Source organism: Roseibium sp., from assembly GCF_051016195.1.
Classification (GTDB): Bacteria; Pseudomonadota; Alphaproteobacteria; order Rhizobiales; family Stappiaceae; genus Roseibium.
Genome location: NZ_CP134616.1, coordinates 1,046,215 through 1,071,222 on the forward strand (window position 1 = coordinate 1,046,215; position 25,008 = coordinate 1,071,222).

At 58.5% G+C, this 25,008-nt stretch carries 22 protein-coding genes; 15 read left to right on the forward strand and 7 right to left on the reverse strand.

Annotated elements, in window-relative coordinates; all coding sequences use genetic code 11:
* Positions 1-84 precede the first annotated feature (84 nt).
* The 3 genes from RDA78_RS04780 to RDA78_RS04790 all read left to right on the forward strand — a co-directional run bounded on the left by RDA78_RS04780 (position 85) and on the right by RDA78_RS04790 (position 4,346).
* Positions 85-1,581, forward strand: coding sequence for a hypothetical protein (locus tag RDA78_RS04780; RefSeq protein WP_434054214.1), 1,497 nt, complete (start codon positions 85-87; stop codon positions 1,579-1,581).
* Between the two features lie 164 nt (positions 1,582-1,745).
* Entirely contained in the window at positions 1,746-3,101 is a 1,356-nt protein-coding gene (locus RDA78_RS04785; RefSeq protein WP_434054215.1) for a nucleotide sugar dehydrogenase, read from the forward strand.
* Positions 3,102-3,197: 96 nt separating this feature from the next.
* On the forward strand, positions 3,198-4,346 hold the full coding sequence (locus RDA78_RS04790; protein WP_434054216.1) for a glycosyltransferase family 4 protein: 1,149 nt from the start codon (positions 3,198-3,200) through the stop codon (positions 4,344-4,346).
* A 73-nt stretch (positions 4,347-4,419) separates the two neighbouring features.
* Here RDA78_RS04790 and RDA78_RS04795 read toward each other — a convergent pair whose 3' ends face one another.
* Genes RDA78_RS04795 through RDA78_RS04810 form a run of 4 tightly spaced genes read right to left on the reverse strand, consistent with a single transcriptional unit; the run spans position 4,420 to position 8,219 of the window.
* Positions 4,420-5,529, reverse strand: a complete 1,110-nt coding sequence (locus tag RDA78_RS04795) for a glycosyltransferase family 2 protein (RefSeq protein WP_434054217.1) — start codon at positions 5,527-5,529, stop codon at positions 4,420-4,422.
* Positions 5,526-6,338, reverse strand: a complete 813-nt coding sequence (locus RDA78_RS04800) for a hypothetical protein (protein WP_434054218.1) — start codon at positions 6,336-6,338, stop codon at positions 5,526-5,528. Before RDA78_RS04800 ends, RDA78_RS04795 begins: the two co-directional genes overlap by 4 nt.
* A 2-nt stretch (positions 6,339-6,340) precedes the next feature.
* Positions 6,341-7,258, reverse strand: a complete 918-nt coding sequence (gene yegS, locus RDA78_RS04805; RefSeq protein ID WP_434054219.1) for a lipid kinase YegS — start codon at positions 7,256-7,258, stop codon at positions 6,341-6,343.
* Between the two features lie 37 nt (positions 7,259-7,295).
* Positions 7,296-8,219 (reverse strand): LysR substrate-binding domain-containing protein, encoded by a 924-nt coding sequence (locus tag RDA78_RS04810; RefSeq protein WP_434054220.1) that lies wholly within the window; start codon positions 8,217-8,219, stop codon positions 7,296-7,298.
* A gap of 174 nt (positions 8,220-8,393) precedes the next feature.
* Between RDA78_RS04810 and RDA78_RS04815 the strand changes: the two genes are divergently transcribed.
* Positions 8,394-9,611 (forward strand): acyl-CoA dehydrogenase, encoded by a 1,218-nt coding sequence (locus RDA78_RS04815; RefSeq protein ID WP_434054221.1) that lies wholly within the window; start codon positions 8,394-8,396, stop codon positions 9,609-9,611.
* 83 nt (positions 9,612-9,694) lie between these two features.
* On the opposite strand, the gene RDA78_RS04820 is transcribed toward RDA78_RS04815, so the two are convergent.
* Entirely contained in the window at positions 9,695-10,753 is a 1,059-nt protein-coding gene (locus RDA78_RS04820) for an N-formylglutamate amidohydrolase (RefSeq protein WP_434054222.1), read from the reverse strand.
* Positions 10,754-11,140: 387 nt separating this feature from the next.
* On the opposite strand from RDA78_RS04820, the gene RDA78_RS04825 reads away from it, so the two are divergent.
* The gene (locus RDA78_RS04825; RefSeq protein WP_434054223.1) at positions 11,141-12,319 is read left to right on the forward strand and encodes a pyridoxal-phosphate-dependent aminotransferase family protein; all 1,179 of its coding nucleotides are present in this window, start codon (positions 11,141-11,143) and stop codon (positions 12,317-12,319) included.
* Here the strand turns inward: RDA78_RS04825 and pap are convergent.
* Positions 12,316-13,782, reverse strand: a complete 1,467-nt coding sequence (pap, locus tag RDA78_RS04830; protein WP_434054224.1) for a polyphosphate:AMP phosphotransferase — start codon at positions 13,780-13,782, stop codon at positions 12,316-12,318. The genes RDA78_RS04825 and pap overlap by 4 nt on opposite strands.
* Positions 13,783-14,018: 236 nt before the next feature.
* On the opposite strand from pap, the gene RDA78_RS04835 reads away from it, so the two are divergent.
* From RDA78_RS04835 to RDA78_RS04855, 5 genes are all read left to right on the forward strand, one after another.
* Positions 14,019-16,067 carry a VTT domain-containing protein gene (locus RDA78_RS04835; protein WP_434054225.1) on the forward strand — a complete coding sequence of 683 codons (2,049 nt, stop codon included), beginning with the start codon at positions 14,019-14,021 and terminating at the stop codon, positions 16,065-16,067.
* A 165-nt stretch (positions 16,068-16,232) separates the two neighbouring features.
* Complete coding sequence (locus RDA78_RS04840) at positions 16,233-16,661, forward strand: YeeE/YedE family protein (protein WP_434054226.1); 429 nt, start codon at positions 16,233-16,235, stop codon at positions 16,659-16,661.
* A gap of 1 nt (position 16,662) precedes the next feature.
* Entirely contained in the window at positions 16,663-17,103 is a 441-nt protein-coding gene (locus RDA78_RS04845; RefSeq protein WP_434054227.1) for a DUF6691 family protein, read from the forward strand.
* Between the two features lie 36 nt (positions 17,104-17,139).
* Positions 17,140-18,033 (forward strand): MBL fold metallo-hydrolase, encoded by an 894-nt coding sequence (locus RDA78_RS04850; protein ID WP_434054228.1) that lies wholly within the window; start codon positions 17,140-17,142, stop codon positions 18,031-18,033.
* Between the two features lie 66 nt (positions 18,034-18,099).
* Positions 18,100-19,875, forward strand: a complete 1,776-nt coding sequence (locus RDA78_RS04855) for a SulP family inorganic anion transporter (RefSeq protein ID WP_434054229.1) — start codon at positions 18,100-18,102, stop codon at positions 19,873-19,875.
* 12 nt (positions 19,876-19,887) lie between these two features.
* Here RDA78_RS04855 and RDA78_RS04860 read toward each other — a convergent pair whose 3' ends face one another.
* Positions 19,888-20,373 carry a hypothetical protein gene (locus tag RDA78_RS04860; protein WP_434054230.1) on the reverse strand — a complete coding sequence of 162 codons (486 nt, stop codon included), beginning with the start codon at positions 20,371-20,373 and terminating at the stop codon, positions 19,888-19,890.
* 129 nt (positions 20,374-20,502) lie between these two features.
* On the opposite strand from RDA78_RS04860, the gene RDA78_RS04865 reads away from it, so the two are divergent.
* The 5 genes from RDA78_RS04865 (at position 20,503) to RDA78_RS04885 (ending at position 24,995) form a co-directional block, all read left to right on the forward strand.
* Positions 20,503-21,012: an MmcB family DNA repair protein gene (locus tag RDA78_RS04865; protein ID WP_434054231.1), complete on the forward strand. Its 510-nt coding sequence runs from the start codon at positions 20,503-20,505 to the stop codon at positions 21,010-21,012.
* 93 nt (positions 21,013-21,105) lie between these two features.
* Positions 21,106-22,665: an FAD-binding domain-containing protein gene (locus RDA78_RS04870; RefSeq protein WP_434054232.1), complete on the forward strand. Its 1,560-nt coding sequence runs from the start codon at positions 21,106-21,108 to the stop codon at positions 22,663-22,665.
* Between the two features lie 2 nt (positions 22,666-22,667).
* Entirely contained in the window at positions 22,668-22,823 is a 156-nt protein-coding gene (locus tag RDA78_RS04875) for a DUF2256 domain-containing protein (RefSeq protein WP_434056101.1), read from the forward strand.
* A 389-nt stretch (positions 22,824-23,212) separates the two neighbouring features.
* On the forward strand, positions 23,213-23,968 hold the full coding sequence (locus tag RDA78_RS04880) for a hypothetical protein (RefSeq protein WP_434054233.1): 756 nt from the start codon (positions 23,213-23,215) through the stop codon (positions 23,966-23,968).
* A gap of 1 nt (position 23,969) precedes the next feature.
* Positions 23,970-24,995: a hypothetical protein gene (locus RDA78_RS04885; RefSeq protein WP_434054234.1), complete on the forward strand. Its 1,026-nt coding sequence runs from the start codon at positions 23,970-23,972 to the stop codon at positions 24,993-24,995.
* Positions 24,996-25,008 lie beyond the last annotated feature (13 nt).

Consider the following 25,008-nt stretch of genomic DNA (forward strand, 5'->3'; position numbering starts at 1 on the left):
AGCATCGGATCGGACCCTCACGCCGCTTTGCTCCGACATTCCGCCACCGGGTTTGACATGTCCCCTGTCGAAGGGAGCCCGGTCATGCTGAAATACTTCTTCTCGATGCCCGGCCGTCAACTCTGGCTTGACCTGGCAATCGGGCTTTCGCGGACCAATGTCGCGCGTCCCTGCCTGTGGATCGGCGACCCGAGACTGGAAGCCGGCGCACAAGATGCCTTCCCGGATTGCGAAGTCGCGGACTTCGACGGATTGCGCTACGCGCCGCATCTGCAACTCGCGGCTTCATCCACTGACAACCTGTCCTTTTTCGAGTCCCCGGACCTGCATCGCGTCAAGGACAATGCGCTGAAGATGATGGATCGCATCGACCCGGACAAGACCTGGTCAAGGGTGGATCGTGAAGCTGCTTTTCATGCGGCGGCGCTTTGGGGGATAGAAAAGATAAACCGGCTTCGGCCCGATTTTTTCCTTACCATTGAGTCTCCTCACGCATACACGTCTTACATTCTTTTCGAACTCTGCAGGATATACGGTGTTCCGGCGTACTCGTTCGGGTGGTTTCCGCTGTCAGGCGGGCTTTATCTGCGCGAGGGCCTCAACGACGCCATCATCCCCTATACCGGGCCTCGTGACGAAACCGTCGACGCGAGAATGTGGAGCTTCGTCACGCAATATGCCAACACCGTCACGGCGCGGACAACGGAGGCCTGGGAACCGTCCTACATGCAGGCCCAGAAAGCGAAAGATGCGTCAGCGGACACGCGTTTCCTTTCCTATGCCAGGAAACACACGCGCGGGAAGCTCCGGCGTCTGCTGAAACCGTCCAAGTATTTCTCCGTCACGGAGGGATATCGGAAAGAGCAGGCAAAACGGGCGTTTCTGTCCGGCCTGCAGGGCACACTGTCTGATCTGACCACCAAAGGGCTCGATCTTGAAAGACCTTTCGTCTATTTCGCCCTGCAATACGAGCCGGAACGAACGACCAATCCTGACGGTCTGGACCATACCGATCAGATACGCGCGCTTGCCGCTTTGAGAGACAAGCTGCCGCAAAGCCATTCGATTTATGTCCGTGAGCACCCTTCCCAGCTCTACAGTTCAAACCGCGGGCATCTGGGCCGAAGCCAGACGATCTATCACGCAATCAGGTCCATTCGCGGTGTCGAACTGGCCGACAACGAGGAAGTTTCTTCTGCAAGTCTCATCAGAACTGCGGCGATAACGGCCACCATTACCGGAACCGCTGCCCTCGAAGCCGCCCTGATCGGCAAAAACGCGCTGATATTTGGACACAGCTGGTTTTCGGGCTGCCCGAACATTGCAGATTTTTCGAACGTTGACTCGTTCGAAGATCTTCTTCAGGAGGACACGGCCGATGCAGATACGGTCATGGCCTATCTGAAGCAAAGGTTTGTGGACTATACGTTCCCCGGATATCAGAACCCGAGCCAGACAGGCCTCTACCCGGGACTTGCGGACGACGAGACATACCAGAGAGCGGAGTTTGGGGGTGCCATGCACTCGGTCTCCACGGATTTGATCGCGCATTTGAAACAGCGGACAGATATCTCTTCGTGACAGGTGACCACAGGCTGGATGCACACGCGAGACAGGATTTGTGCGGCCAGCCGGCAAGCCGCAGTGGCAGGGCCGTATCGAATAAGACTTGCAATTGAGACAGGGTGTGGCAAACAACGCCTCACTCATCTCATTCGACGAAATTGGCTGTATTTGAGGTTACCTTGTCGACGCCCTCACAGGAATTCCCGCCCGAAATTACCAACCTGCTGACCCGCATTGCGGACCGAAACTATACGATCGGGATCGTCGGTCTCGGGTATGTCGGGCTTCCGCTCGCGCTGACGGCAGTGCAACAAGGCTTTGATGTCCTCGGCTTTGATATCAACGGTGCGCGCGTCGCCGATCTCAACAAGGGCCGGTCCGGGATCGAGCATATCGACGACAAGGTCATCGAAGCCGCCGTATCGGCCGGCAAATTCCGGGCGACGGATGATTTCTCGGAACTCGGCAAACCGGACGCGATCCTGATCGCGGTTCCGACGCCATTGAGCAAGCAACGCGAACCGGATCTCGTCTACGTGGAACGCAGCGCCGAGGCAATCGCGCTGTGCCTGCGCAAGGGACAACTCGTCGTACTGGAATCCACGACTTGGCCGGGAACAACGAAGGAACTCGTAAAACCGATCCTTGAAAAAGCCGGGCTTGTCTGTGGCGACGATTTTTTCCTGGCCTATTCGCCAGAGCGCGAAGATCCGGGCAACACCGAGTACCAGACAAGGTCCATCCCGAAAATCGTCGGTGCGGACGACGCCGCATCCCGGGCACTTGTCGGCGCTCTCTATGGCACCCTGATCTCCGAGGTCGTCCCCGTTGTGAGCGCCGCAACCGCCGAGGCTGTCAAACTCACAGAGAACATTTTCAGGAGCGTCAACATCGCGCTCGTCAATGAGTTGAAGCTCATCTACGACAAGATGGACATCGACATCTGGGACGTCATCGACGCGGCGAAGACCAAGCCGTTCGGTTTCATGCCGTTCTATCCCGGCCCGGGTCTCGGCGGACACTGTATCCCGATCGATCCGTTCTACCTCACATGGAAAGCACGCGAATACGAGGTCGCGGCCCGGTTCATCGAGCTCGCCGGCGAGATCAACACGGCGATGCCGCATCACGTCATCAACAAGCTCGCCAGTGCGCTGGACGGCAGTTTTTCGCGCGGCCTGAACGGCTCGAATATCCTGGTGGTCGGCATGGCCTACAAGAAGAATGTCGATGACATGCGGGAGAGCCCCTCATTGAAGCTTATCGATCTTCTCGCGGCGCGCTCGGCCAATGTCGAGTACCACGATCCCCATATTGCCGAGGTTCCGCAGACCCGGTCCTATCCGCACATGCGCGGCATGAAATCCGTGGATCTGACACCCGAAACGCTGCAATCCTTCGACGCGGTCCTCATATCAACTGACCACGATGCAATCGACTGGGCCCTGATTGTGGAGCATGCAAGACTGATCGTGGATACGCGCAATGTCTGCAACCGCAACGGTCTGTTCGACGGCAAGATCCACAAGGCGTGAGCGTGCACCTCACTGCGCCAGTAAGAGGGAAAACGCCACGCGCAAGGCGCGACCCGGAGCCCGGTGCCCCTCAATCCACGTCAGGAGCAAAACCACATGAACATATTGTTCCTAACGTCAAAAAATCCCTATAGCGACAAGCCGTTCGGCGGGGGAGCGGAGACCTCGTGCCGTCTGATGGCGGAAAACATGAGCGCCCTCGGACACAACGTCGTTTATCTGTGCGAGACAGCGGCGAAGGGTGATATCGAGCGAGCACGCGAGAAAGGTGTCCGGCTTCACGGCTACAACACGCTCTTCTTCTCGCGATTTGTGAGCAGCAGGCAAAGCAGGGTCCTTGCCTTGCTGACTGTCATCCTCATAAACAAGATCAACATCCTGTATTGCTTCTTCGAACTCCGGAACCTGCAGCTTGCGCTGCTCGCGCGAAAGTACTCCCCGCGCCTTCGCGTGGTAATGCGCATGGCGGGGCTGGCCTGGCATGACGACATTCTGAAGCGCCCCAACCGGAAAGCACGATATCAAAAGGCCTTCAATTCCATCGACTGCGTCAATTTCATTCACGACAACCTGGAGACGATGGTCCGGCAGAAGTTGAACGAGTTGGACATGGATGTCGATTTCAAGAGGTCCTTCGTCCTCGACGTGGGAACAAAGGCAGAGGCAAACGTACCCCCGAGGACCTATACGGCCGGGGCGCCGCTCAAACTGGTCATGGCATCACGGTTTGCGGATTACCACAAACGCCAGGATATCCTGATCGATGCCATGTCGTTGCTGGGCGCGCACAGCAAGGTTTCACTGACCTTTATCGGGGAAGGCAAGAAGCTGGGCGAATCCAAAGAGAAAGTGGCCCGGCTTGGACTGGAGGAGCGCGTCGAGTTCTGCCCGTTCCTTGCGCAAGACGTTCTTTGGAGCCGGCTCGCCGACCATGATCTGCTGTGCCACTGCGCGGACTACGAAGGCCTTGGAAAGACCATCGTGGAATCCATGAGCATCGGACTGCCTGTCCTGGTTTCCGACGTCAGTCCGATGAATGCTTATGTCACGCACGGCAAAACGGGTTTCCTGTCGGCCAACACGCCGCAAGACTGGGCCCGGACAATTGCGGATATCGAGGCAAACCCGCAAAAGCTTCCCGAGGTATCCGAGGCAGCCCTCGCCTACGCCAAGCAGAATTTTGACCACATGCGCAAGACGGAAATCTATGTCGAGGAGTTCGGAAAGTTGATTTCCGAGCGCTAGTGCGGTGAATTTGAAGTTCGTTCGAAGATCGCTGCAAAATGAGTCGAACTTCAGATTCAGGTGACTAGACCGATCAGCGTAGCGAAATGCTGTCTCCAACGTGTTTCATCAGACCGAATTCGAGCAAGCTCTCCGTCCCGGTGAACTTCTTGCTGCAGGACCCGAACAGTCCTTCTTCCATCAGAAGGGCCATCTGCGCATTGTAGTCGCGATAGTGACCCGCATCGTCCGTGTGCTGCTTGCGCGCGATCGCCTCAGTGACCTTGCTTTGAAAGTCGTCGAGATACTTGAAGTGCAGCAGGGTGCCCCAATCGGGAGCGACGCGAATCCCTTTGTCGATGCCGTGAACACCACCTGAAAACCTGTAATCACTCCGCCACTTGATCAGGGGGATTTTGCTCTGAACAGCTGCCGTGTCGGGAAGCGCATTCTTGACCAGTTTGAACACCAGGTGATCGATGAAACGGCCGGTAGACGTTTCCGGCGCATTCGAGCGGATTGAAAAGAAGCGATTGATCAATGCACGGTCGAAAGCGCTCGCACGACGCTTGGCATCCTGATGGAACAGACGCTCACGCGTTCCGCCGAAGACGTGACGCGACGGTGTCTTGTAGCGTTTCCGGTGACTTCCCTTGAGCGGGCAATAGCGGTAGCCGGTTCCGTCGAAATAGGGGCTGGTGTCCAGGAAGCTGTCGCCTGCCGTGTATGTCAGGTCCTTCAGCGGCCCTTTCGGATACATGTCGACCATGGGGCAAAACAGGGCCCGGTATCGGCTTCCGTCAAGGTCTCGCACCAGATCGCCGATCGACCGGTCCGGCCAGCCCGGATAGACAAAAAGTTCATCGACGTCGGGGAAGATCACCCAGCGATCTTCCAGGTAGCGCTCACAGATCAGCTGCCGCCAGTCCGACTTGTGATCCCTGTAGGGTTTTTCCGTTCCGATGACACTGACGTCGGCGCACTCGGACAACAAGGCGCGGGTGCCATCCGTCGAGTTGTTTTCGATGACGATGAAGTGGGCGATGCCGAGCTTCCGGTAATGCTCCAGAAAATACGGAAACCGGAGTGCCTCATTATAGGCAAGGATCACCGCAACCACCCCGTCGCCGGGGATCGTCAGATCGTGGACGTCCGGCGACGCAAATGCGGTGTCCAGACGTTTGTCGATGGGGATCTGCGTCATAGGACGCTGTCCGCCTGCGCCCGGCCATCGGTGAAGTGCGTGTTCCGCACCGCTGCGGAGTCAAAATCGAAGCCGAACCGCTCAATGTCGGCAGCGTACCAGTCGGCGATGATCTGTATCGTCTTGTCGGTGTACAGATCACGATAGTCCGAACCGGTAACCTTGCTCACGTTTCTCCGCTCCAGTTCGCTCTCGAGCGACAGGTAGCGCCCCATCTCTTCGGTCAGATGTTCCTGGCGCAGCACGTCGATGGAAATCCGGTTCTCCTCGTCGACCAGATAGTCAACCTGCGGATACCAGCCCCGGATGGCGCGATGCCAGAAGTAGTCTTCGCCTCCCCACCTATGGCGTTCTTCCAGAAACACCTCAAAGCCGCTCCGGTCGTATTTGGGCGCATCCGGCCCGCCCGATGCCCGTGTCTGCAAGGCAAATTTGAAGCGCGAGACTGTCCTTGACCAGGGATTTCGAATAATGGCAAACGCGATGGTGCCCTTTCGCACCGAAATATCGACGTCCCGATAGCGGGCGTGTTCATAACCGGGCTGGCCACCCATTTGCTGCATATGCTTCTTCAGACCGTCGGCGTAGCCCTTGCCCTCCAGTCGCCGCCTGTTGGCCAGCACAATGCGATCCTTCAACTGGGGATCATGACGAATGCTCATTCCACCGTTCTTCGGAATGTGAATGAACAGGTGTTTTTTGCGGACGATCCCAAGACGCGCAGGGGCGAATTTCAGGAGGTTCTTGAGCTGGTACTCGTCCATGAGGGCGTCGGGATCTTCTCTGGCGGTCAGCGGCTGTCGCGACACGGTTATCGCCGCATGTCAATAAGGTGCTGCCTTATCCCAATCTTCCAGTCCTGTCCATTCATGGGCTCGCCATCGAGATTGAACTGAACCGGTTTTGCCGTCCGGATCCGAATGTCTCTCGCCCTGCGCTGAACAATGCCATGCTTCATGCCGTCGACACCGTTCTCCAGCAGCGTCGAGAGCAGATCGGACACCTTTCCCGACTTTGGAAAGGGAATGATCGTGAGATCAAGCAGACCGTCATCGAGTTTGGCACGCGGGCAAAGGCGGATGCCGCCGCCGGCCCGGCGGCCGTTGCCGATGGCAAGCGCGATGAAAGCCCCCTCCCAGACAAAGTCCTCCGCCTCGATCTGGCCTTCACAGGCCGACAATTCGGAAAACCGGTGCAGACCGGTGAACAGATAGGCCGCCCCCCCGAGCACCCGTTTCAGGTTGGGGTCGGTCTGTGACGTCACCTGCGTGCCAAAGCCGCCGGTCGCCATGTTGACGAAACAGCACCCGTTGACTTCGCCCACGTCCATGGGTTTGGCGCTTGCACGCGCAGCAAAGCGCAGACAGGCGGACACATCCGCCGGATCCAAACGGATATGCCGGGCAAAATCGTTGGCGGTTCCAAGCGGAAGAACGGCAAATGCGAAGGGTGGCCTGTCTCTGTCACCGAGTTCATGAAGCACCGTGTCGACCACTTCATGGATCGTGCCGTCGCCACCGCCGCTTACCAGCGTATCGATGCGTTGCTGTTTATGGTCGGCAAGGGCTTCCCTTGCAAGACGAGTGGTATCGCCCGCTTCGTAAGTCACCCGAACCGATACGTCGTGACCCATGTCGCGCACCGCGCTTATGGCCGCACGGACATCATTCCGGCCAGCCGACTTGCCGTTCAGGATCACCCGGAGATGCTGTTTGTCTGAATTTCTCATTCTTTTCCAGTCATGTCGCAACCGTTCAGGCCAAGGTTCATTCGGGAAGCATGGTCTCCCGTCTTACCCGAGCGGTTTCGGCCTCTTCCGTCAACCATTTCCGGAACGCGGACACGACCGGACGCATCGTCCTGCCTTCGGGATAGACGAAATAGTAGGCAGTGTGCTGATCGAGTGAGAGGTTGAACAGGCGAACGAGACGGCCGGACGCCAACTCGTCCTCGATAAAGAGTTTCGGCATGAGGGCGGCGCCGGCGTGATGGATCGCCGCTTCGGAAATCATGACGAATTGTTCGAAACGCGCACCTTGAAAGGCGGTATCGGTTTCAACGCCGGCGAGATCAAACCACTGCCGCCACGCCAGGGGCCGTGTTGCGAGCTGGAGACGGGGAACACGTGCCAGATCCTGCGGCGAGCGGATGTCATGGCGTTCCTTGAAGATGCGCGAGGCAACCGGAATAACTTCTTCCGCAAACAGTCTTTCCGCGATTGCACCCGCCCAGACAGGATCACCGTGATGGATGGCACCGTCGAAGGGTTCTTCATCAAAGTCGAACGGCTGCAGACGGACACTCAAATTGAGGCCCGCGTCAGGATATTTTCGGCCGAACTCTGCCAGGCGCGGCGCCAGCCAGCGCGTTCCGAAGGTCGGCAACACCGCCAGATTCAGAACATCCGCACTGCCCGCATAGGACATCACCTGCCGCGTCGCCGATGTCATCTGCTCCAGGGCGCCGCGTATGTCGTGAAGGTAGATGCGCCCGGCGTCGGTCAGGACGATACGCTGTCGCACCCTTCGGAAAAGTTCCACGCCCAGCCGGGTTTCAAGATGCCGGACCTGTTTGGAGATCGCTCCCTGGGTCAGGTGAAGCTCTTCGGCTGCACGCGTGAAGCTCAAGTGGCGCGCTGCGCACTCAAAAGCGATCAGCGTGTCGGCGGAAGGGATGAAGGCACGTCTCATTCGAATTTCCGGTTCATTCCATTTTGTCATGAATGTTGAACCAGGTTTCGCTTTTACGCAAACGCAAAAGGGGACACACTGGCGAAATCAGAATGATCTCAGGCTGCACCGCGATCAAAGAAACTGCGCGCAGTCATCGCCACGATTGCCGGTGTCCGGCACAGGAGACGATCCATGAATGCACCCGTACAGATCAAATCCAGCCCATCCGGGGGCGGAGCCTTCGACTGGCAGGATCCCTTTCATCTTCGCGATCAACTGCAGGAAGACGAGCAGCTTATCCAGGATACGGCACGCGCCTATGCTCAGGATAAACTGCTGCCACGCGTGATCGATGCCTATCGCGAGGAGACCACCGACCGGGCGATCTTCAACGAAATGGGCGAACTCGGACTGCTTGGCGTCACGCTGCCGGAAGACTATGGCTGCGCAGGCGCGTCCTATGTCTCATACGGCGTCGTTGCCCGTGAAATCGAGCGCGTCGATTCCGGGTACCGCTCCATGATGAGCGTGCAATCGTCCCTCGTGATGTATCCGATCTTCGCCTACGGCTCGGAAGAACAGCGGCAGAAATATCTGCCCAAGCTTGCAAGCGGTGAATATGTGGGCTGTTTCGGCCTTACAGAACCCGATGCGGGTTCCGATCCGGCGGGCATGCGCACGCGCGCCGTCAAGACCGATGGCGGCTACCGGCTGACCGGCAGCAAGATGTGGATCTCAAATGCCCCGATTGCGGATGTCTTCGTGGTGTGGGCGAAGTCCGAAGCGCATGACGGGGCCATCCGGGGTTTCGTGCTCGACAAGGGCATGAAGGGCCTGAGCGCACCCAAGGTCGGCGGCAAGCTCTCTCTGCGCGCATCGATCACAGGCGAGATCGTCATGGATGACGTGGAAGTCGGCGAAGATGCCCTTCTCCCAAACGTGTCGGGTCTGAAAGGTCCGTTCGGCTGTCTCAACCGCGCCCGCTACGGCATTGCCTGGGGCACCATGGGTGCCGCGGAAGACTGCTGGACTCGTGCGCGCCAGTACGGGCTGGAGCGCGAACAGTTCGGGCGGCCTCTCGCGCAGACCCAGTTGTTCCAGAAAAAACTCGCAGACATGCAGACTGAGATCGCTCTTGGTCTGCAGGCGGCCCTGCGGGTCGGCCAGCTGTTCGATGCCGGGCAGGTGTTGCCGGAAATGATCTCGATCATCAAGCGCAACAACTGCGGCAAGGCGCTCGATATCGCTCGCCAGGCGCGGGACATGCATGGCGGCAACGGCATCCAGGAAGAATACCATGTCATGCGCCACAGCCAGAACCTTGAAACCGTGAATACCTACGAGGGCACGCATGACATCCACGCGCTGATCCTCGGACGGGCACAGACCGGGCTTCAGGCCTTCTTTTGATCGCGGATCGGAACAGACAAGGCGCGGGCAATTCCCGCGCTTTTCGTTTCAGGCAGTGTTGTCGCGCTTAAGCGTCCGAAAACTCACTCGGCAACGAGCAGCGTAATCGGCTTTTCGTTTCCGGGTGAAGCTTCCTGCTTCGCCGGCGGGCCAGATCCGCTGTCCGGCTCGGTCTGCGGCGGCTCCGCGCCGGATTCATCGGAAGACCGGTGGTCTGCTTCCACGACAGCCGCATCATCACCGGCATCAGAAACGGTTGCGTCGCCGTCGTTGGTGACGCTCGATCCGGATGCTTCTTCCGGAGCGGCCGGACCAGGCCGTGCCTCAACCGAATTGCGTTTTCTTTCGCGTCCCGTTTCTTCCGCCCAGTCGATCAGGCTGGAAAAACAGTCCGTCAGCACCTCCTGCAGCCGCGTCATTCCTGCCTTGTCCGGTTCGAACGGCGGCGATTCATGACGCAGGTAGGCGCGCTGCGCGAGCAGAAGGGTCACTCCGTTGACACCGCGCTCGGGTCTGCCGAAAGAATTGATCAGGAAGCCCCCCCTGGTATGGGTGTCGACACCAAGCTCAAGTCCTTTCAATCCGCTCAGCGTTCCAACGAACAGATTGCGCAGATCGGCATCGCAGGACGCTCCGTCGGCGCTGCCGATATTCAACTCGGGCAACCCCTTGCCCGTCACGCCCTTTATGTTGGAGCGCATCGACTGGCAGTCGATGAAGATGACCGCGCCGTGCTTGCGCATCAGCCGGTCTATCTGCTGCCGAAGGGCCTTGTGGTACGGGGTATGAAACAGCAGCACGCGCTGCTCGATCTCGGTCGGCCCGGGCTCCTCGCCGTCCTGGTATATCGGTTTTCCGTCAAGGGTCGTTACAGGACACAGCGCGGCAAGAGGATCTGTGGCAGATGCCAGCGGCGTTGCCGGATTCCTGTCCGCGTTAATCACATAGCGGGAAATCGATGACCTCAGAACGGTCAGACCAAGGTCTGCACTGAAGCTGAAAAGCCTCTCCAGACGCCAGGAAAGATCAGCCTGCAGGCGCCCGGTTGCATTGAACCTTGCAGACACAGGTTTCGGAATGTCCGTGCCGCTATGAGGCAGGCACAGGATCAGCGGGCTCTGTCCTTCTTCGACCAAAATCATGCTGCAACGCCTAACCGACGAAACCAAGTCACCGTTAACTTGAAGACATTACTTAACGGAAACAAGACATTTTCCTTATGACCGCGCGACGACTGCCTTGCGAAAAAACGCAATTCCAGCCCGGCTGCGACCAAAACCACTACACCATACGCCGTTAACATAACCCTATCTGATGTCGTTTTGATGGACAGAAGACTTCCGCAGACGCGCTCGCGAGCCGACAACACAGCACTGGCACGCAAGATCCATCCGATCCGAGGACACGATCGGGAGCAGCTCTCTTGACGTTTGCGCGGGAGCAGGCAATTTTCTGACAGTTGCCCTGCCACCGGGTTTCGACATAGCGGCATCAGCCGGCACAACCCGCTTTTCGCAAAAGGAAACCGAATGCCACTTCGCCACGGCAAAGAATTTCTGATGATTCCCGGTCCGACCAACGTTCCGGAGGAGGTGCTCAGGGCAATGCACCGGCCTGCTGTCGACATCTACGAAGGCCCGCTGCTCGAAACGACAGACTATTGCCTGCACAGTCTCAAGCGGCTCTTCCGCACCGAGGGCAGAACCTATATCTATGCCGCCAATGGCCACGGGGCGTGGGACGCCGCGCTGTGCAACACGCTCAAACGGGGCGACAAAATTCTCGTTCTGGAGTCCGGAAGATTTGCGCTTGGCTGGGGCGAAGCCGCGGAAATCACCGGTCTCGAGGCTGAAATTCTGGAAGGAGCCTGGGATCGCAGCGTCGACCCGGGAAAACTGGAAGCCCGGCTCAGGCAGGACATCAACCACGAAATTTCGGCCATCCTTGTTGTTCAGGTCGACACGGCTTCCGGTGTCTGGAACGATATCGCGGCCCTCAGGAAAGCCATTGATGCTGCGGGACATCCCGCCCTTTTCATGGTTGACACGATCGCATCGCTCGGATGCATGCCGTTCGAGATGGATGCCTGGGGTGTCGACGTGGCCCTGACCGGTTCGCAAAAGGGCCTGATGTGCCCGCCGGGCCTGTCGTTCGTTGCGGCCGGACCGAAAGCGGACAAGGCTCACGAGACGGCAGACCTCAGAACCAACTACACCGACTGGACGTTCCGGAAGGGCCCGGAGCATTATCAGAAGTATTGCGGCACACCGCCGGAGCACCTTCTCTACGCGTTTCAAAAGGCTGCGGAGATACTCTTCGACGAGGGGCTCGAACAGGCATGGCACCGGCATGCCCTTCTCGGCGAGGCAACGCGCAGGGCCATTGCCCGATGGTCGGAAGGTGGTGCTGTCAACTTCAACATCAGTGAACCGCACGCGCGCTCCAACAGCGTCTCTGTCGTCCGGCTGGAAAATGGGCATGCCGACGCTCTGCGCGAGTTCACCAAAACCGTCTGCGGCGTCACGATCGGCGGGACGATCGGCGAGATTTCGGGCAAGGGCGTCCGCATAGCCCATATGGGTCATGTGAACGCGGTCATGCTTCTGGGAACACTGTCGGCCATCGAACTCGGCTTCGAACGGCTTGAAATTCCATATGGCAAGGGCGGTGTTCAGGCGGCCATAGACTATCTTGCCGGTGCGCTCTAGAGCTTTTCCTCCAGACGCTCGCAAATCGTTCTGAGAACCTCGATGCGCGCATGGCGCTTGTTTTCGGATGAGACCAGCGTCCAGGGCGCATAGTGTGTCGAAGTCCGGTCAACCATGTCTCCGGCGGCGATCGCATACTGGTCCCATTTCAGCCGGTTGCGCCAATCCTCGTCCGTGATCTTGTGCTGCTTGTAGGCCGTGTCTTCCCTGGCCTTGAAGCGCCTGAGCTGCTCGTCCTCTGAAATCGCAAGCCAGAACTTGCACACGATGTAGCCGAAATCGGTGAGTTCCTGCTCGAATTCGTTGATTTCGTTGTAAGCCCGGAGCCAGTCATCGTGCCCGGCAAAACCCTCGACCCTTTCAACGAGGACCCGTTCGTACCAGGACCTGTCGAAGAAGGCGAAATGCCCCTTGCGCGGCACGCGGCGCCAGAAACGCCAAAGGTATGGCCGTGCCTTTTCCTCGTCCGACGGGGCCGAGATCGGATGCACCTTGTAAATGCGGGGGTCGAGTGGCCGGATCACACGCCGGATCGCTCCGCCCTTGCCCGCTGCATCGTTGCCCTGAAACACAAGCACCACGCCAGTCTTCGACATGGACTTGCGGTCCGAAAGTCCGGACAGACGGTCCTGGTATTCCCGGCGCTTTTTCTCGTATTCGGGTTTGTCGAGAGACGCGGTGAGATCGATGTTGTCGACGGCTGACTCTTTCTGCAGACCGCCAACAACCGGTGGTGCTGCAACCGATTGCGCTTCGCCGTCATCCAGTTTCAGGCTCATGTTGCGGGCAACCGTCTGCGCCAGGGCTGCATCGCGATACTCTGCATCCTGCGAGGGTATGACGAACCAGGGCGCATATCCCTTGCTGGTTTCCAGCACAATCTTTTCACCGGCTTCGCTCGCCTTCTTGTGATGTTTCAGGGCCGCCCAGTCCGCCAGAACATGGCGTGCACTGTTTTTCTTCTCGATGTTTTTCAGACGTTCCTTCTGAATGTCCTTCGGCAGGTAGAACCAGAATTTCAGGATGAGGATGTCCTCTTTGGACAGCATCTCCTCGAACCTGCGAATGCGCACAAGGGCCTTTTCGAAGGCGTCGTCATCGATTTTCTTGTAAATCCAGTCTCTCAAAACGGTCTGATACCAGCTTCCGAACACGATTGCCGTTTCGCCCTTTGCGGGCAGGTCGCGCCAGTAGCGCCAAAGCGGCGGACGCAGACGAGCTTCATCGGTGGGTTCGCCATAGGCATTGCACACGAGATGCCGGGCATCCATCCAGCCATAAAGCCGGGCGACGGCCTCGCCCTTGCCCGCGCCGTCCAGTCCGTCCACCAGGATCAGTGTCGAAAAAGGCTGCTTTTCGATCATCGGAAGTTGGGCTGCGAGAAGCTGTTCCCTCAATTCAGGTTCCAGCTTCTTGAATTCCTTCTTGGTCATTTTTTGCGGCAAGCGGGCAGATTCGAACATCGGCGGCTCCTGAAAAGGCGTGCTGAGTGCATCTTGTCCCAGCCAACACAAAAAGACCATGGCGCAGATCAATCCCGCGCCAAATCCCGGCAGGGCACTTTTTCCTGTTGGTTGAAAGGTGCGGCGCTTATATGAGACTGCAGATGTTTTTCCGTGCGTGATTCCGTGCTGGAATTGAACCGGAAAAAACATGCTAGCTTTTAGATGTTGATTTTCAGTCAGACTGACAGGCGTCCGTGACAGACTTTATAGACCCCGTTCTGACCTTCATTGCCGAAAACCCGGGGCTGGCGGGCCTGATCTGTTTTCTCGCCGCCATGGGGGAAGCGCTTTTCATCATCGGGCTTTTCGTCCCGACAACAGTCGTGCTGGTCGGTGCAGGTACCCTGGTCGGTCTCGGCAAGCTTGATCCCGTGCCTCTGTTTATCTGGACAACGCTCGGGGCGACCGCAGGCGATGCCATCTCCTACTGGATCGGTTACCGGTTCAAGGACAGGATCAAGAGCATGTGGCCGCTGAACAAGTACGAGCACATGATCGTCAGCGGCGAAAAATTCTTCGAGCGCCACGGCGGCAAGAGCGTGTTTTTCGGTCGCTTTGTTCCGGGCGTGAAATCCGTCGTGCCCGGAATTGCCGGCATGGCAGGCATGAATTTCACCCGGTTCTCTGTGGTCAACGTCACGTCCGCATTTGCCTGGACGATTGCCCATATGGGCCCGGGCATCATTGCCGGATCCGCCCTGAATGCCATTGGACAGATCAGCGGCCGGCTTGCCTTCGTTCTCGGCGCGCTGCTTCTGATCATCTTTCTTATCGTGATGCTGGGACGCTGGCTGATCCTGATCATCCTGCCGCTGTTCCCCAATGCACATGCGGTGATCGTCTCCTGGTTCGCGAAACGGCCGGACCGGGCCTCGCAATGGATTGCCAAGAACTTCGATCCCGCCCATCCGCGGTCCGCAGGCATGCTCGCGTCCACCGTCTTGTTGCTGATCACCATGCCGGCGTTCTTCTGGATTGTCGGCGAGGTGTCGCCGGGCGAACCCATGGTGCGCGCGGATCTTGCGATCCTGAATTTCTTCGACAGCGTGCGATCCACGGCCGGCGACAAGATCATGGTCTTCTTCACCATGCTGGGAGACGGGATCGTCGTCGCGGCGGTGACGGTCGTCGTCGCGGCCTATCTCTTTGTCCGCAAAGCGTGGCGGCGGGGCATCGGCTTCATCATCGCCATGGCCGGAACGGCAATGTTCGTGCCGCTGTTCAAGCTGATCCTGCACCGCTCGCGCCCGATCGAACTTTACGCCGGAGCCGATGCCTACAGTTTTCCGAGCGGTCACGCCACACTGACGGCTGTCCTGTTCGGGATCTGCGCGGTTCTGATCGCGCATGATCTCAATCGCTGGCTCAAGGCGACGGTCTTCACCGTGTCCGCGACCCTGGTCATTACAATCGGGTTTTCACGGATCTATCTTGGCGCGCACTGGATGTCGGACGTGCTGGCCGGCCTTCTTTTCGGAACGGCGATGGTGTCCGCATTCGCCTTTGTTTTCGGTCCGATCCACAACGAGAAAATCGGCCGCACGACACTCGCGGCCCTTGTCGTTACGACCCTGACGGTGTTTGGCGGCTGGCATATCTGGTCGGCTTTCAACCAGGCTCTCGTGACCTACCAGCCGCGGGTCCACACGGAGATGCTGACCGCGTCCGCATGGCGCGACCGGGAATGGAGGACCCTTCCGGACCGGCGCGTCGAACTCAACGGCGACCGGGAAGAACCGCTCGTGATCCAGTATGCGGGATCCCTGGATGCGTTTGCCAAGGTCGCCGAGCGGGACGGCTGGCAGCTTCCGCCGAAATGGAACCTGACAACGGCGGGTGGCTTTGTCGAAGGACAGACACCACCCGACTCGCTGCCGATCCTGCCGAGAACCCAGAATGGCCGGCAACCCGATCTTGTTCTCATCCACAAAGATCCGGAAGAGGAAAAAGGCGGGCGCTGGGTGCTGCGGCTCTGGCCAAGCCGGTATCAGATTGTCGACGACGGCCGACTGCAGCCGCTGTTCCTGGGAAGTGTCGTTCACGAGGACATTCTGAGACCGATGGGCGAGTTTTCGGGTCCAAGAACCGATCGCTACTCTCCTCCCGATTCAGAGAACCCGGCGCTCCTGATCCCAGACGCCGTGGCAAAAACACTGGCGGACGGCACGAAAATCGTGTTGGGCCTCCTCAACACGGATCGCCCGGTCAAGCCAGAGACCGAGGCAGGTGATGCAAGCCAATAGACATCGGATCTGACGGCCGGCCGGCAGCACGTCGCCAGGGCACAAGATACCAAGACGGTCATATCCGCTCCGAGACATCAGATTTCAACTGCAGAATTCAGAAAGGGCTTGCAGATTGAGCATTATATTCATATATTCGAAAATATAAGATTATAGGAATCGAACATGACTGAATTCACGCCTTTCCAAAGCCTGGCAGGCGGCATCCTGATCGGGTTTGCCGCCGTTGCATTGATGGCAACGCTCGGCCGCATTGCCGGCATCAGCGGAACGGTCGCCGGACTTCTGACACTCAGGCTGAACCAGGACTGGGCCTGGCGTGCGGCCTTTGTCGCCGGAATGGTACTCAGCCCCTTGATTTTCCTCGAACTGTCCGGACAGCTGCCGCAAATCAGCATTCCGTCATCGCCCGCGCTCCTGATTGCCGGCGGCTTTCTCATCGGGGCCGGTGTGACCTTCGGGTCCGGCTGTACCAGCGGACACGGTGTCTGCGGCATGTCCCGCCTTTCCATCCGCTCGATCGTTGCAACGCTCACCTTCATGGTGACAGCGGGCGGCACGGTATTCCTGATCCGTCACGTGATTGGAGGCTGACATGTTCAAGGTTCTTTCCGCATTCGCCATCGGCCTTGTTTTCGGCACCGGGATCCTGGTTTCCGGCATGGGCAATCCGGCCAAGGTCCTGAATTTCTTTGACGTTGCCGGAACCTGGGACCCAAGCCTTGCGTTCGTCATGGGCGGCGCGCTGCTGGTGACCGCGATCGGCTACCGGCTGGTTTTCAGGATGGACCACCCACTGCTCGCGACGGGGTTTTCCCTGCCGACCAGGCTGGACCTCGACATGAAGCTCATTGGAGGATCAGCGGTCTTCGGAATCGGTTGGGGCATGAGCGGTTTCTGCCCGGGGGGGCTTGTTCCGGTTCTCGGTCTCGGCCTGACCGAGCCGCTTCTCACCGCTGCCGCGATTGTCGCCGGCATGCTTGCAGCGAAGTGGACCTCGCGGATGGTGTCCAGCGAGCAACCCGCCGGCGCATGACAACCGCGCGGTTCAACCGCCTTGATGGAGAGTGACATGTCCCGTTCGAACTATCCTGTCGACATGGAAATAAAGCCCGACATGAAGGCATTTTTCGATCCGGCAACAAACACGATCAGCTATGTGGTCAAGGATCCGTCTTCGAGCGCATGCGCGATCGTCGACAGCGTCATGGATATCGACTATGCCGCCGGCCGCATCACCTACGATCATGCAGATCGGATGATTGCGTATGTAAAAGCCAACAAGCTCGATCTGGAATGGCTCATCGAAACGCACGTGCACGCCGACCATCTTTCCGGTGCGCCCTACATTCAGCAAAGGCTGGGGGGAAAACTGGGCATCGGAGACAAGATCACGATCGTGCAGGAAACTTTCGGCAAGGTGTTCAACGAGGGCACGGAGTTTCAGCGCGACGGCAGCCAGTTCGACCGGCTGTTCCAGGATGGCGATACCTACCGGATCGGCAACATGACGGCATTTGCCATGTATACGCCCGGTCATACGCCTGCCTGCATGGTGCATGTGATGGGCAACGCGGCTTTCGTCGGCGACACACTGTTCATGCCCGATGGCGGATCGGCGCGTGCCGATTTTCCGGGCGGCGATGCAGCGGAGCTTTACGAATCAATCCAGAAGGTGCTGGCCCTGCCTGACGAGATGCGCCTGTTCATGTGTCACGACTACGGACCAAACGGACGCGATATCCAATGGGAGACCACCGTTGGCGAAGAAAAGGCCCACAACATTCATGTCGGCGGCGGCAAAACCCGGGAAGAGTTCGTCAAGTTCAGGACGAAACGGGACGCGCAGCTGGACATGCCAAAGCTGATCATCCCGTCGCTGCAGGTCAACATGCGCGCCGGCAAGCTGCCGCCGGCAGAAAAGGACGGCAAGACCTTCCTTAAGGTGCCGGTGAACGCGCTCTAGGGGCCGGGCCTGCAGCACAAACAGGGCAAGACCGAACGCGTCGCATGTCCCCTTCAAGGCCAGTCAATGATCCGGCTAACGCATTTCCTGCCCATACTCGAATGGGGCAAATCCTACACGAGAGAAGCGGCGACAAGTGACCTGGTGGCAGCGGTGATCGTCACGATCATGCTGATCCCTCAATCGCTTGCCTATGCTTTGCTTGCAGGCCTGCCGCCGGAGGTTGGCCTCTATGCCTCGATCCTGCCGCTGGTCGCCTATGCGCTCTTCGGCACCAGCCGCGCCCTCGCGGTCGGGCCCGTCGCCGTGGTGTCGCTCATGACGGCCTCGGCGGTCGGCGAGTTCGCGCAGCAGGGGACACCCGAATATCTCGGTGCTGCGATTGTGCTGGCGTTCCTCTCCGGCTTGATGCTCATCGCCATGGGGCTCTTGCGTCTCGGCTTCCTGGCCAATCTCCTCAGTCACCCGGTCATATCGGGCTTCATCACCGCTTCCGGTCTCCTGATCGCGGCAAGCCAGCTGAAGCACATTCTCGGCGTCCCGGCGCATGGCCACACGCTCTACGAAATCATTCTATCGCTCGCTGAGCACATGAATGAAGTCAACTGGATCACGGTGTGCTTCGGCACAGGTGCGACTGCGTTCTTGTTCTGGACGCGCAAGGGCCTGAAAAACCTTCTGCTCGGCCTCCGGCTAAACCCGTTCCTGGCCGACGTCCTGACCAAGGCCGGTCCCGTCGCCGCGGTCGTTTTCACAACGGCTCTTTCGAGCGCATGGCACCTGAGTGATCACGGACTGCGCGTCGTCGGCGACATTCCGTCCGGATTGCCGACGCCGCAGCTGCCGTCTTTCGACAGCGACCTCTGGCTGGCGCTCGCCGGCCCGGCCCTGCTGATTTCCGTCATCGGTTTCGTGGAGTCGGTTTCCGTCGCACAAACGCTTGCCGTAAAGAAACGCCAACGGATCGAACCCGACCAGGAACTGATCGGCCTGGGGTCAGCAAATATCGCCTCGGCGATTTCCGGAGGGTATCCGGTAACAGGTGGGTTCGCACGTTCAGTCGTCAATTTCGACGCCGGAGCGGCAACACCTGCAGCCGGTGCGTTCACCGCACTCGGGATTGCATTTGCAACCCTTTTCCTGACGCCGCTCTTGACGCATCTACCGCAGGCGACGCTTGCAGCAACCATCATCGTCGCGGTGCTGTCCCTTGTGGATTTTGGTGCCGTCAGACGAACATTTCGATACTCACGGAGCGATTTTTCAGCCATGGCAGGCACCATACTCGTCACGCTGTTCTTCGGCGTGGAACCGGGCGTCGTCTGCGGGGTGGCGCTGTCGATCGCGCTTCATCTTTATCGAAGCAGCCGGCCGCACATGGCGATCGTCGGAATGGTTCCCGGGTCAGAGCATTTTCGGAATATCGACCGGCACAAGGTCGTGACGGGGGACAAGGTCCTGACGATCCGGGTCGACGAGAGCCTCTTTTTTGCCAATACACGCTACCTGGAAGACCGGATCCATGCGCTCGTCGCCGAGCGCGACAAGACTGAACACGTCGTCCTGATGTGCCCGGCCGTGAACGCGATCGACGCAAGTGCGCTCGAAAGCCTTGAGGACATCAATCATCGGCTCTCGGATGCCGGGGTCAAGTTTCATCTGTCAGAAGTCAAGGGACCCGTCATGGACCGCCTGAAACGCTCCGATTTCCCCGAACAACTGACGGGGCAGGTGTTTCTGAGCCAGTATGACGCCCTGAGTGCGCTTGATCCTCCGGCAGCACAAAGCGCGGCGACCCGGAGAAACGCGACCGATCATGTCCAGTCTGAGCCGGTGACCTAACGCCGTGGAGGACTATTCGTCAGCCGCTTTCAAAACCGGCGTGATCTTCTTGCAGAAGCGGAAATGGACCGGGGGACGTTCTCCTTCCTGAACCATGAGACCGCCCGTTCCGCGCGGCTGCACGGTGACCAATTCGATCGACTCCGCTCCGCTGTTCAGAAGACAGTTGATCGCCGCCCGCTGGGTATCCCTCACCCCGAGCTCAGCGCCGTAGACCTGACAGATCCGATCCGGCATTTCCCACAAGCCGCGATAGATGGCCAGCGCGCTGCCCGGCGCGCTTCGGTCGATGCTCGGCGTGGGACAATCGTTCAGGTCCCGGACCCAAATTCCTTGGGCGAAGTCCGCGAAACGCAGCTCCAGCGCCCGGCCCCTAAGCAAGGGCGCGGACTTCGGCACCTGAACCTTCAAATCTCCTTTGGCGGCAAAACCGGTCGATGACGGCAAAGCAAACAGTGCAGCGAGCAGAACTCCCTGACAAATCAGAATTAAGCGCATTCCCCCTCCTGGCCTGGCGTTACCAGCATACCTACGCGGCCCAGATCCGGAAACAGTCAAATTGCCCTGTCACGACGTGTTTGAAACACAGCCCTTGCAATATGCGAACAAAGATGGAACAAATCTCCAATGACACGGGAAACGCAAAAAGCTGCGGGGCGCCTTCAACTGGACGATCCACTTGTCGACGGGCGCCAATCCGAAACGGCTCTCAAGGTCTGGCGTGGCACGGCACGGCTGATGCGCCAGCTTGATTTTGCCTGCCTGTCCGAAGTCACGCTTGCATCCTCGCGGCGGGCCGACCTGCTCGCGATCGGCCCGAAACACGAGCTTTGGATCGTCGAGGTCAAGTCTTCGATCGCCGACTTTCGTGCAGACAACAAGTGGTCCGACTACCGGCAGCATTGCGACCGCCTGTTCTTCGCGACCCACCCCGACGTACCGCTTGAAATCTTTCCGGAAGAGGCCGGCCTCATCGTTTCCGACGGGTTTGGCGCCGAGATCCTCCGCGATGCGCCGGAACACAAGCTCGCCGCAGCGACGCGCAAGTCGGTGACCCATCGCTTTGCCCGACACGCCGCAAACCGGTTGCATGACCTTTCCGATCCGGACGGCAGGCGCTTTTTCGAAGGGCTTTGACCGTGTTCTCCGCAACGGTGTAACAGGCTGCGATCCGTTATCGATATCGCGCGTAAGAAACTTGTCGCAACCCAGTTTCAAGCGGACCTTGCCGTGGGCGCAGCTGTGCAGATTGTCTGGTTCAAAAAAGATCTTCGCGTGCAGGATCACGCTGCGCTCAAGCGCGCCAGCCTGCGCGGCGGGCCCGTTCTTCCCATCTATGTATTCGAACCGGAATTCTGGCAGCAACCTGATGCCTCCGCGCGGCATTTCTCATTCCTCTTGGAGTGTCTGCAGGAGCTTCGCCAGGAGCTTGCCCATCTTGGCCAGCCGCTGATCATCCGAACCGGAGACGTGATCGACATTCTTGAAGGGCTCTCCAGGAAAAGGCCGATCGCAGGTCTGTGGTCCCACGAAGAAACCGGCAATGCCTGGACATACGACCGCGACAAGCGCGTTGCCGCCTGGTGCCGGACAAGGGGGATTGCATGGACCGAGTGCCGGCAGACCGGCGTCCTGCGCGGTCTGAAGACGCGCGACGGCTGGGCCCGGAAATGGGACGGGTTCATGGCCGACGCGCCGGTTGAAGCGCCGCAGTTGGAGCCGCTTGCAGGAATTGACCCCGGTCACCCGCCGGGTCCCCGGGAGCTTGGACTTGCCCATGATCCCTGCCCGGGACGTCAAACGGGCGGCAGAACAAATGCGCTGTCCACGCTTGAGAGCTTTCTGTTTTCGCGCGGCAAGACCTACCGCGCCGCCATGTCGACACCGGTGCGCGCCTTCGATGCCTGTTCCAGACTGTCGCCCCATCTGACTTTCGGAACACTTTCAATGCGCGAGGCTGCACAGGCCGCCTGGGCGCGGCAAGGCGAGTTGAAGGAAAAACAGTTTACGGGCCGAAGCACCTGGCAAGGGTCCATGCGCTCGTTCACCGGCCGCCTGCACTGGCATTGCCATTTCATGCAGAAGCTCGAAGACGAGGCCCGCCTGGAGTACCAGAACCTTCATGGTGCCTATGACGGTCTGCGCCCGTCCATGCCTGATCCGGACCGCCTCCAAGCCTGGCAGGCAGGTGAAACCGGTCTGCCATTCGTCGACGCCTGTATGCGCTGCCTCGCGGCGACCGGCTGGATGAATTTCCGCATGCGCGCCATGCTGATCGCGGTTTCAAGCTATCACCTCTGGCTCGACTGGCGCGCACCCGGGGAACACCTGGCTCGGCATTTCACGGACTATGAGCCCGGCATTCACTGGCCCCAGGTACAAATGCAATCGGGCACAACCGGCATCAACACGATCCGCATCTACAATCCGGTGAAACAGGGCCTGGACCAGGACCCCGACGGCACGTTCGTGCGCCAGTGGGTCCCGGAACTCGCGGACCTGGACGGCCAGCACATACACGAGCCCTGGAAGGCGGAGGGCGCCCGAAAGATCCTCGGGAAAACCTACCCGTTTCCGATCGTCGATCACCTGAGCGCCGCGAAAGAAGCGCGCGAGAAGGTCTGGGCCATCAGGAAGGGACAGTCCTTTCGCGGCAAGGCGGCGGACATCCAGGAAAGACACGGCAGCAGAAAAAGCGGCATACCCATGCGCGGCCAGGAACGCACGCGCCGCCGCGCGCGCACGGCGCACGCACCCGGCCAGGGGGACCTGTTCGAGAACCCTTCATGAAAATGCGAAAGAAATCCGACTTGCCCCAGAAAACGTGCCCCGCCTGCGGGCGTCCGTTCACGTGGCGAAAGAAATGGGAGCGGGACTGGGAAGACGTGCGCTACTGCTCGGAAAGATGCAGACGTGAGCAAGGCCGGCAAAAGCCACCCGCTGCCTGAAAATCGAACTTAGCGTTATTGTCGTAGGGGAATGACAGTACTTTTCACTTTTCACCGAAATGAAATAGCGACATATTTCGAGAAAAAGCCTCTTTTTACGTCCTTGCATCAAACCATTGCAATCAATCCCGCAAACTCGCAGGTTCAAATAATTGACTTGGCCTGATATTTGGGCATACACCTCTATATACAATTTATAGGTGTATTTTTGTTAAATTGTTGAAAACAATACATGAAACTTGGAAGCATGCGCGGATTTAGCCAACTTTCGCGCACTACATGATGCTCTGAGAGAGCAAAATAACATTTCTTCTTGATCTTTTTCCTGTCAGAAACGATGCTTAATTTAGTTGCATATTTTGATTTATTACATTTTCGAGGGAGGGCATATGTCGAACATTGCTGGCAAAGCCTATGCGATGAACGTGATTACCCCGAGCGATCCCGGACTTCGCTTCAGGGCGGTTCCCCCGTACATCAGGGTACGGCCAACCTGGATAAACAAGCTGATTTTCATGGTATCGCGATGCCTCCCGGAGACACTCCAGGGCCTACTCGGCTTGTCGCTGATCCATTTTGCCAGATGGTTTTTCGTGAAACCCGACCAATGGCCGGTCTTTGATGAAAAGCTGAAGGCACGAAAGCAGAACATCAAGCAGGACTACATGATCTTCTGCTCGAATTTCAACGGAACATGGGACCAGTACATCGACGCCTTTTCCGACGGCATTCCCAATGGTCTTGATCTTTTCTGGTACACGGCGGTCAAGTACCCGCAGTCAATCCCGATCATGCAGTTCAAGAACTACATCACACACAATCAGATCGACACGAACTACTATTACAACGCGACCCCTGGCGCTGCGCAGCGGGATGTGAAGGCTGGGCTGAAAGTCAGACGTGCACTTCTGAAACTCAAGGAAGTCCACGAGAGTGGCGCGGATCCGGCACAATTTGCAAAGGCCTACAGAAAGCATCTGATTGAGGTTCAGAGTTTTCTGGGTGACCCGGGTTTTGCTCCCGTTGCCAGCCTGTCGACCGAGATCGCAGACCTGAACCGGATGGAACAGGTCAAGGCAATGGCCAGGGAGTTCGAGAAGGAAAACCAATCACGCCAGGCGGAAATGCAGAGACAGGAGGGCTGAAATGCCGAATTTTGATGGCGGCCACTATTTCCTGTCCACGCTTGCCCCCATTCGCGTCGGATCACCTGCCGATTTGCCTCCGGAGGAGTGGAAGAAATACGGCGGCGATCCCCGCGAGAGCTTTCTGAAGCGCGCGCAAAGGGCTCTGTCGATCATGGCGACAGCGCTTCAAAGCCCGGCGACGCAGGCAATCGGGGTCAACTCACCATTCTCCAAATCGCTCAGGACGCACCTTTGCCGGTTCGTGATCCTTGAAGACGCGGTTTACAACGGGCGCCGCTCGGCCAATCCGCTGTCCAGCGTAGATCCCCTGGTCCCCCAGAGCGTCGACCAACTGCCTTGTCCCTACCTGATGTTCGTCGTCGATTTCGATGCGGTCACACGACCCGGAGAGCCGCTTCCCGAGACGCTGACGGAAGAGGAGCAGGACGAAATCCGTGATGACTATCTGAAGGAAATGTGGAAGCAGGGCTCGGCGGAACTCTTAAAGGTCTACGAGAACTGTCAGGACTTTGATGCCGAAAAAGTCAAGACGCCGGCGGACTTCGCCGCGTATATCGGCAAGTGCCAGATCGATACCTGGATGTCCTTCAACGACTATTACATCGATCCGCCGTCACTTTACACGCTGCCCAAGTGGCCTCCGATCATCGGCATTGGCGTGCCCCTTGTCGCGTCGATCGTGTTTTTCCTGGCATGGATTCTGAGATTTGATGTGGTTATCGGCTTGCCGACGCTGGCGACCGCGATCGTCGCATTTCTCGCATTTGCCGTGATTACGTATCTTGCCTACCGGTTCGTCCTGAACCGTGGGCAAACCGCCTGGCCCGCGGCCAAGGACAGTGACTTACCGTCCGTTCTCAAGGGCCTTTACCTGCAGCAGAAGTTCTCCGACTTCGTCGTAGACAACCAGGGTGTGAGCGACACCGACCTGCACAAATCCTTTGGCAAATTTCTCGACAGCCACAAGCCCGGCGACGTGTTGGACCCCGAGACCACACAGTCTCCAGGTGTAATCAAGTCATAATGGAAATTGTTAA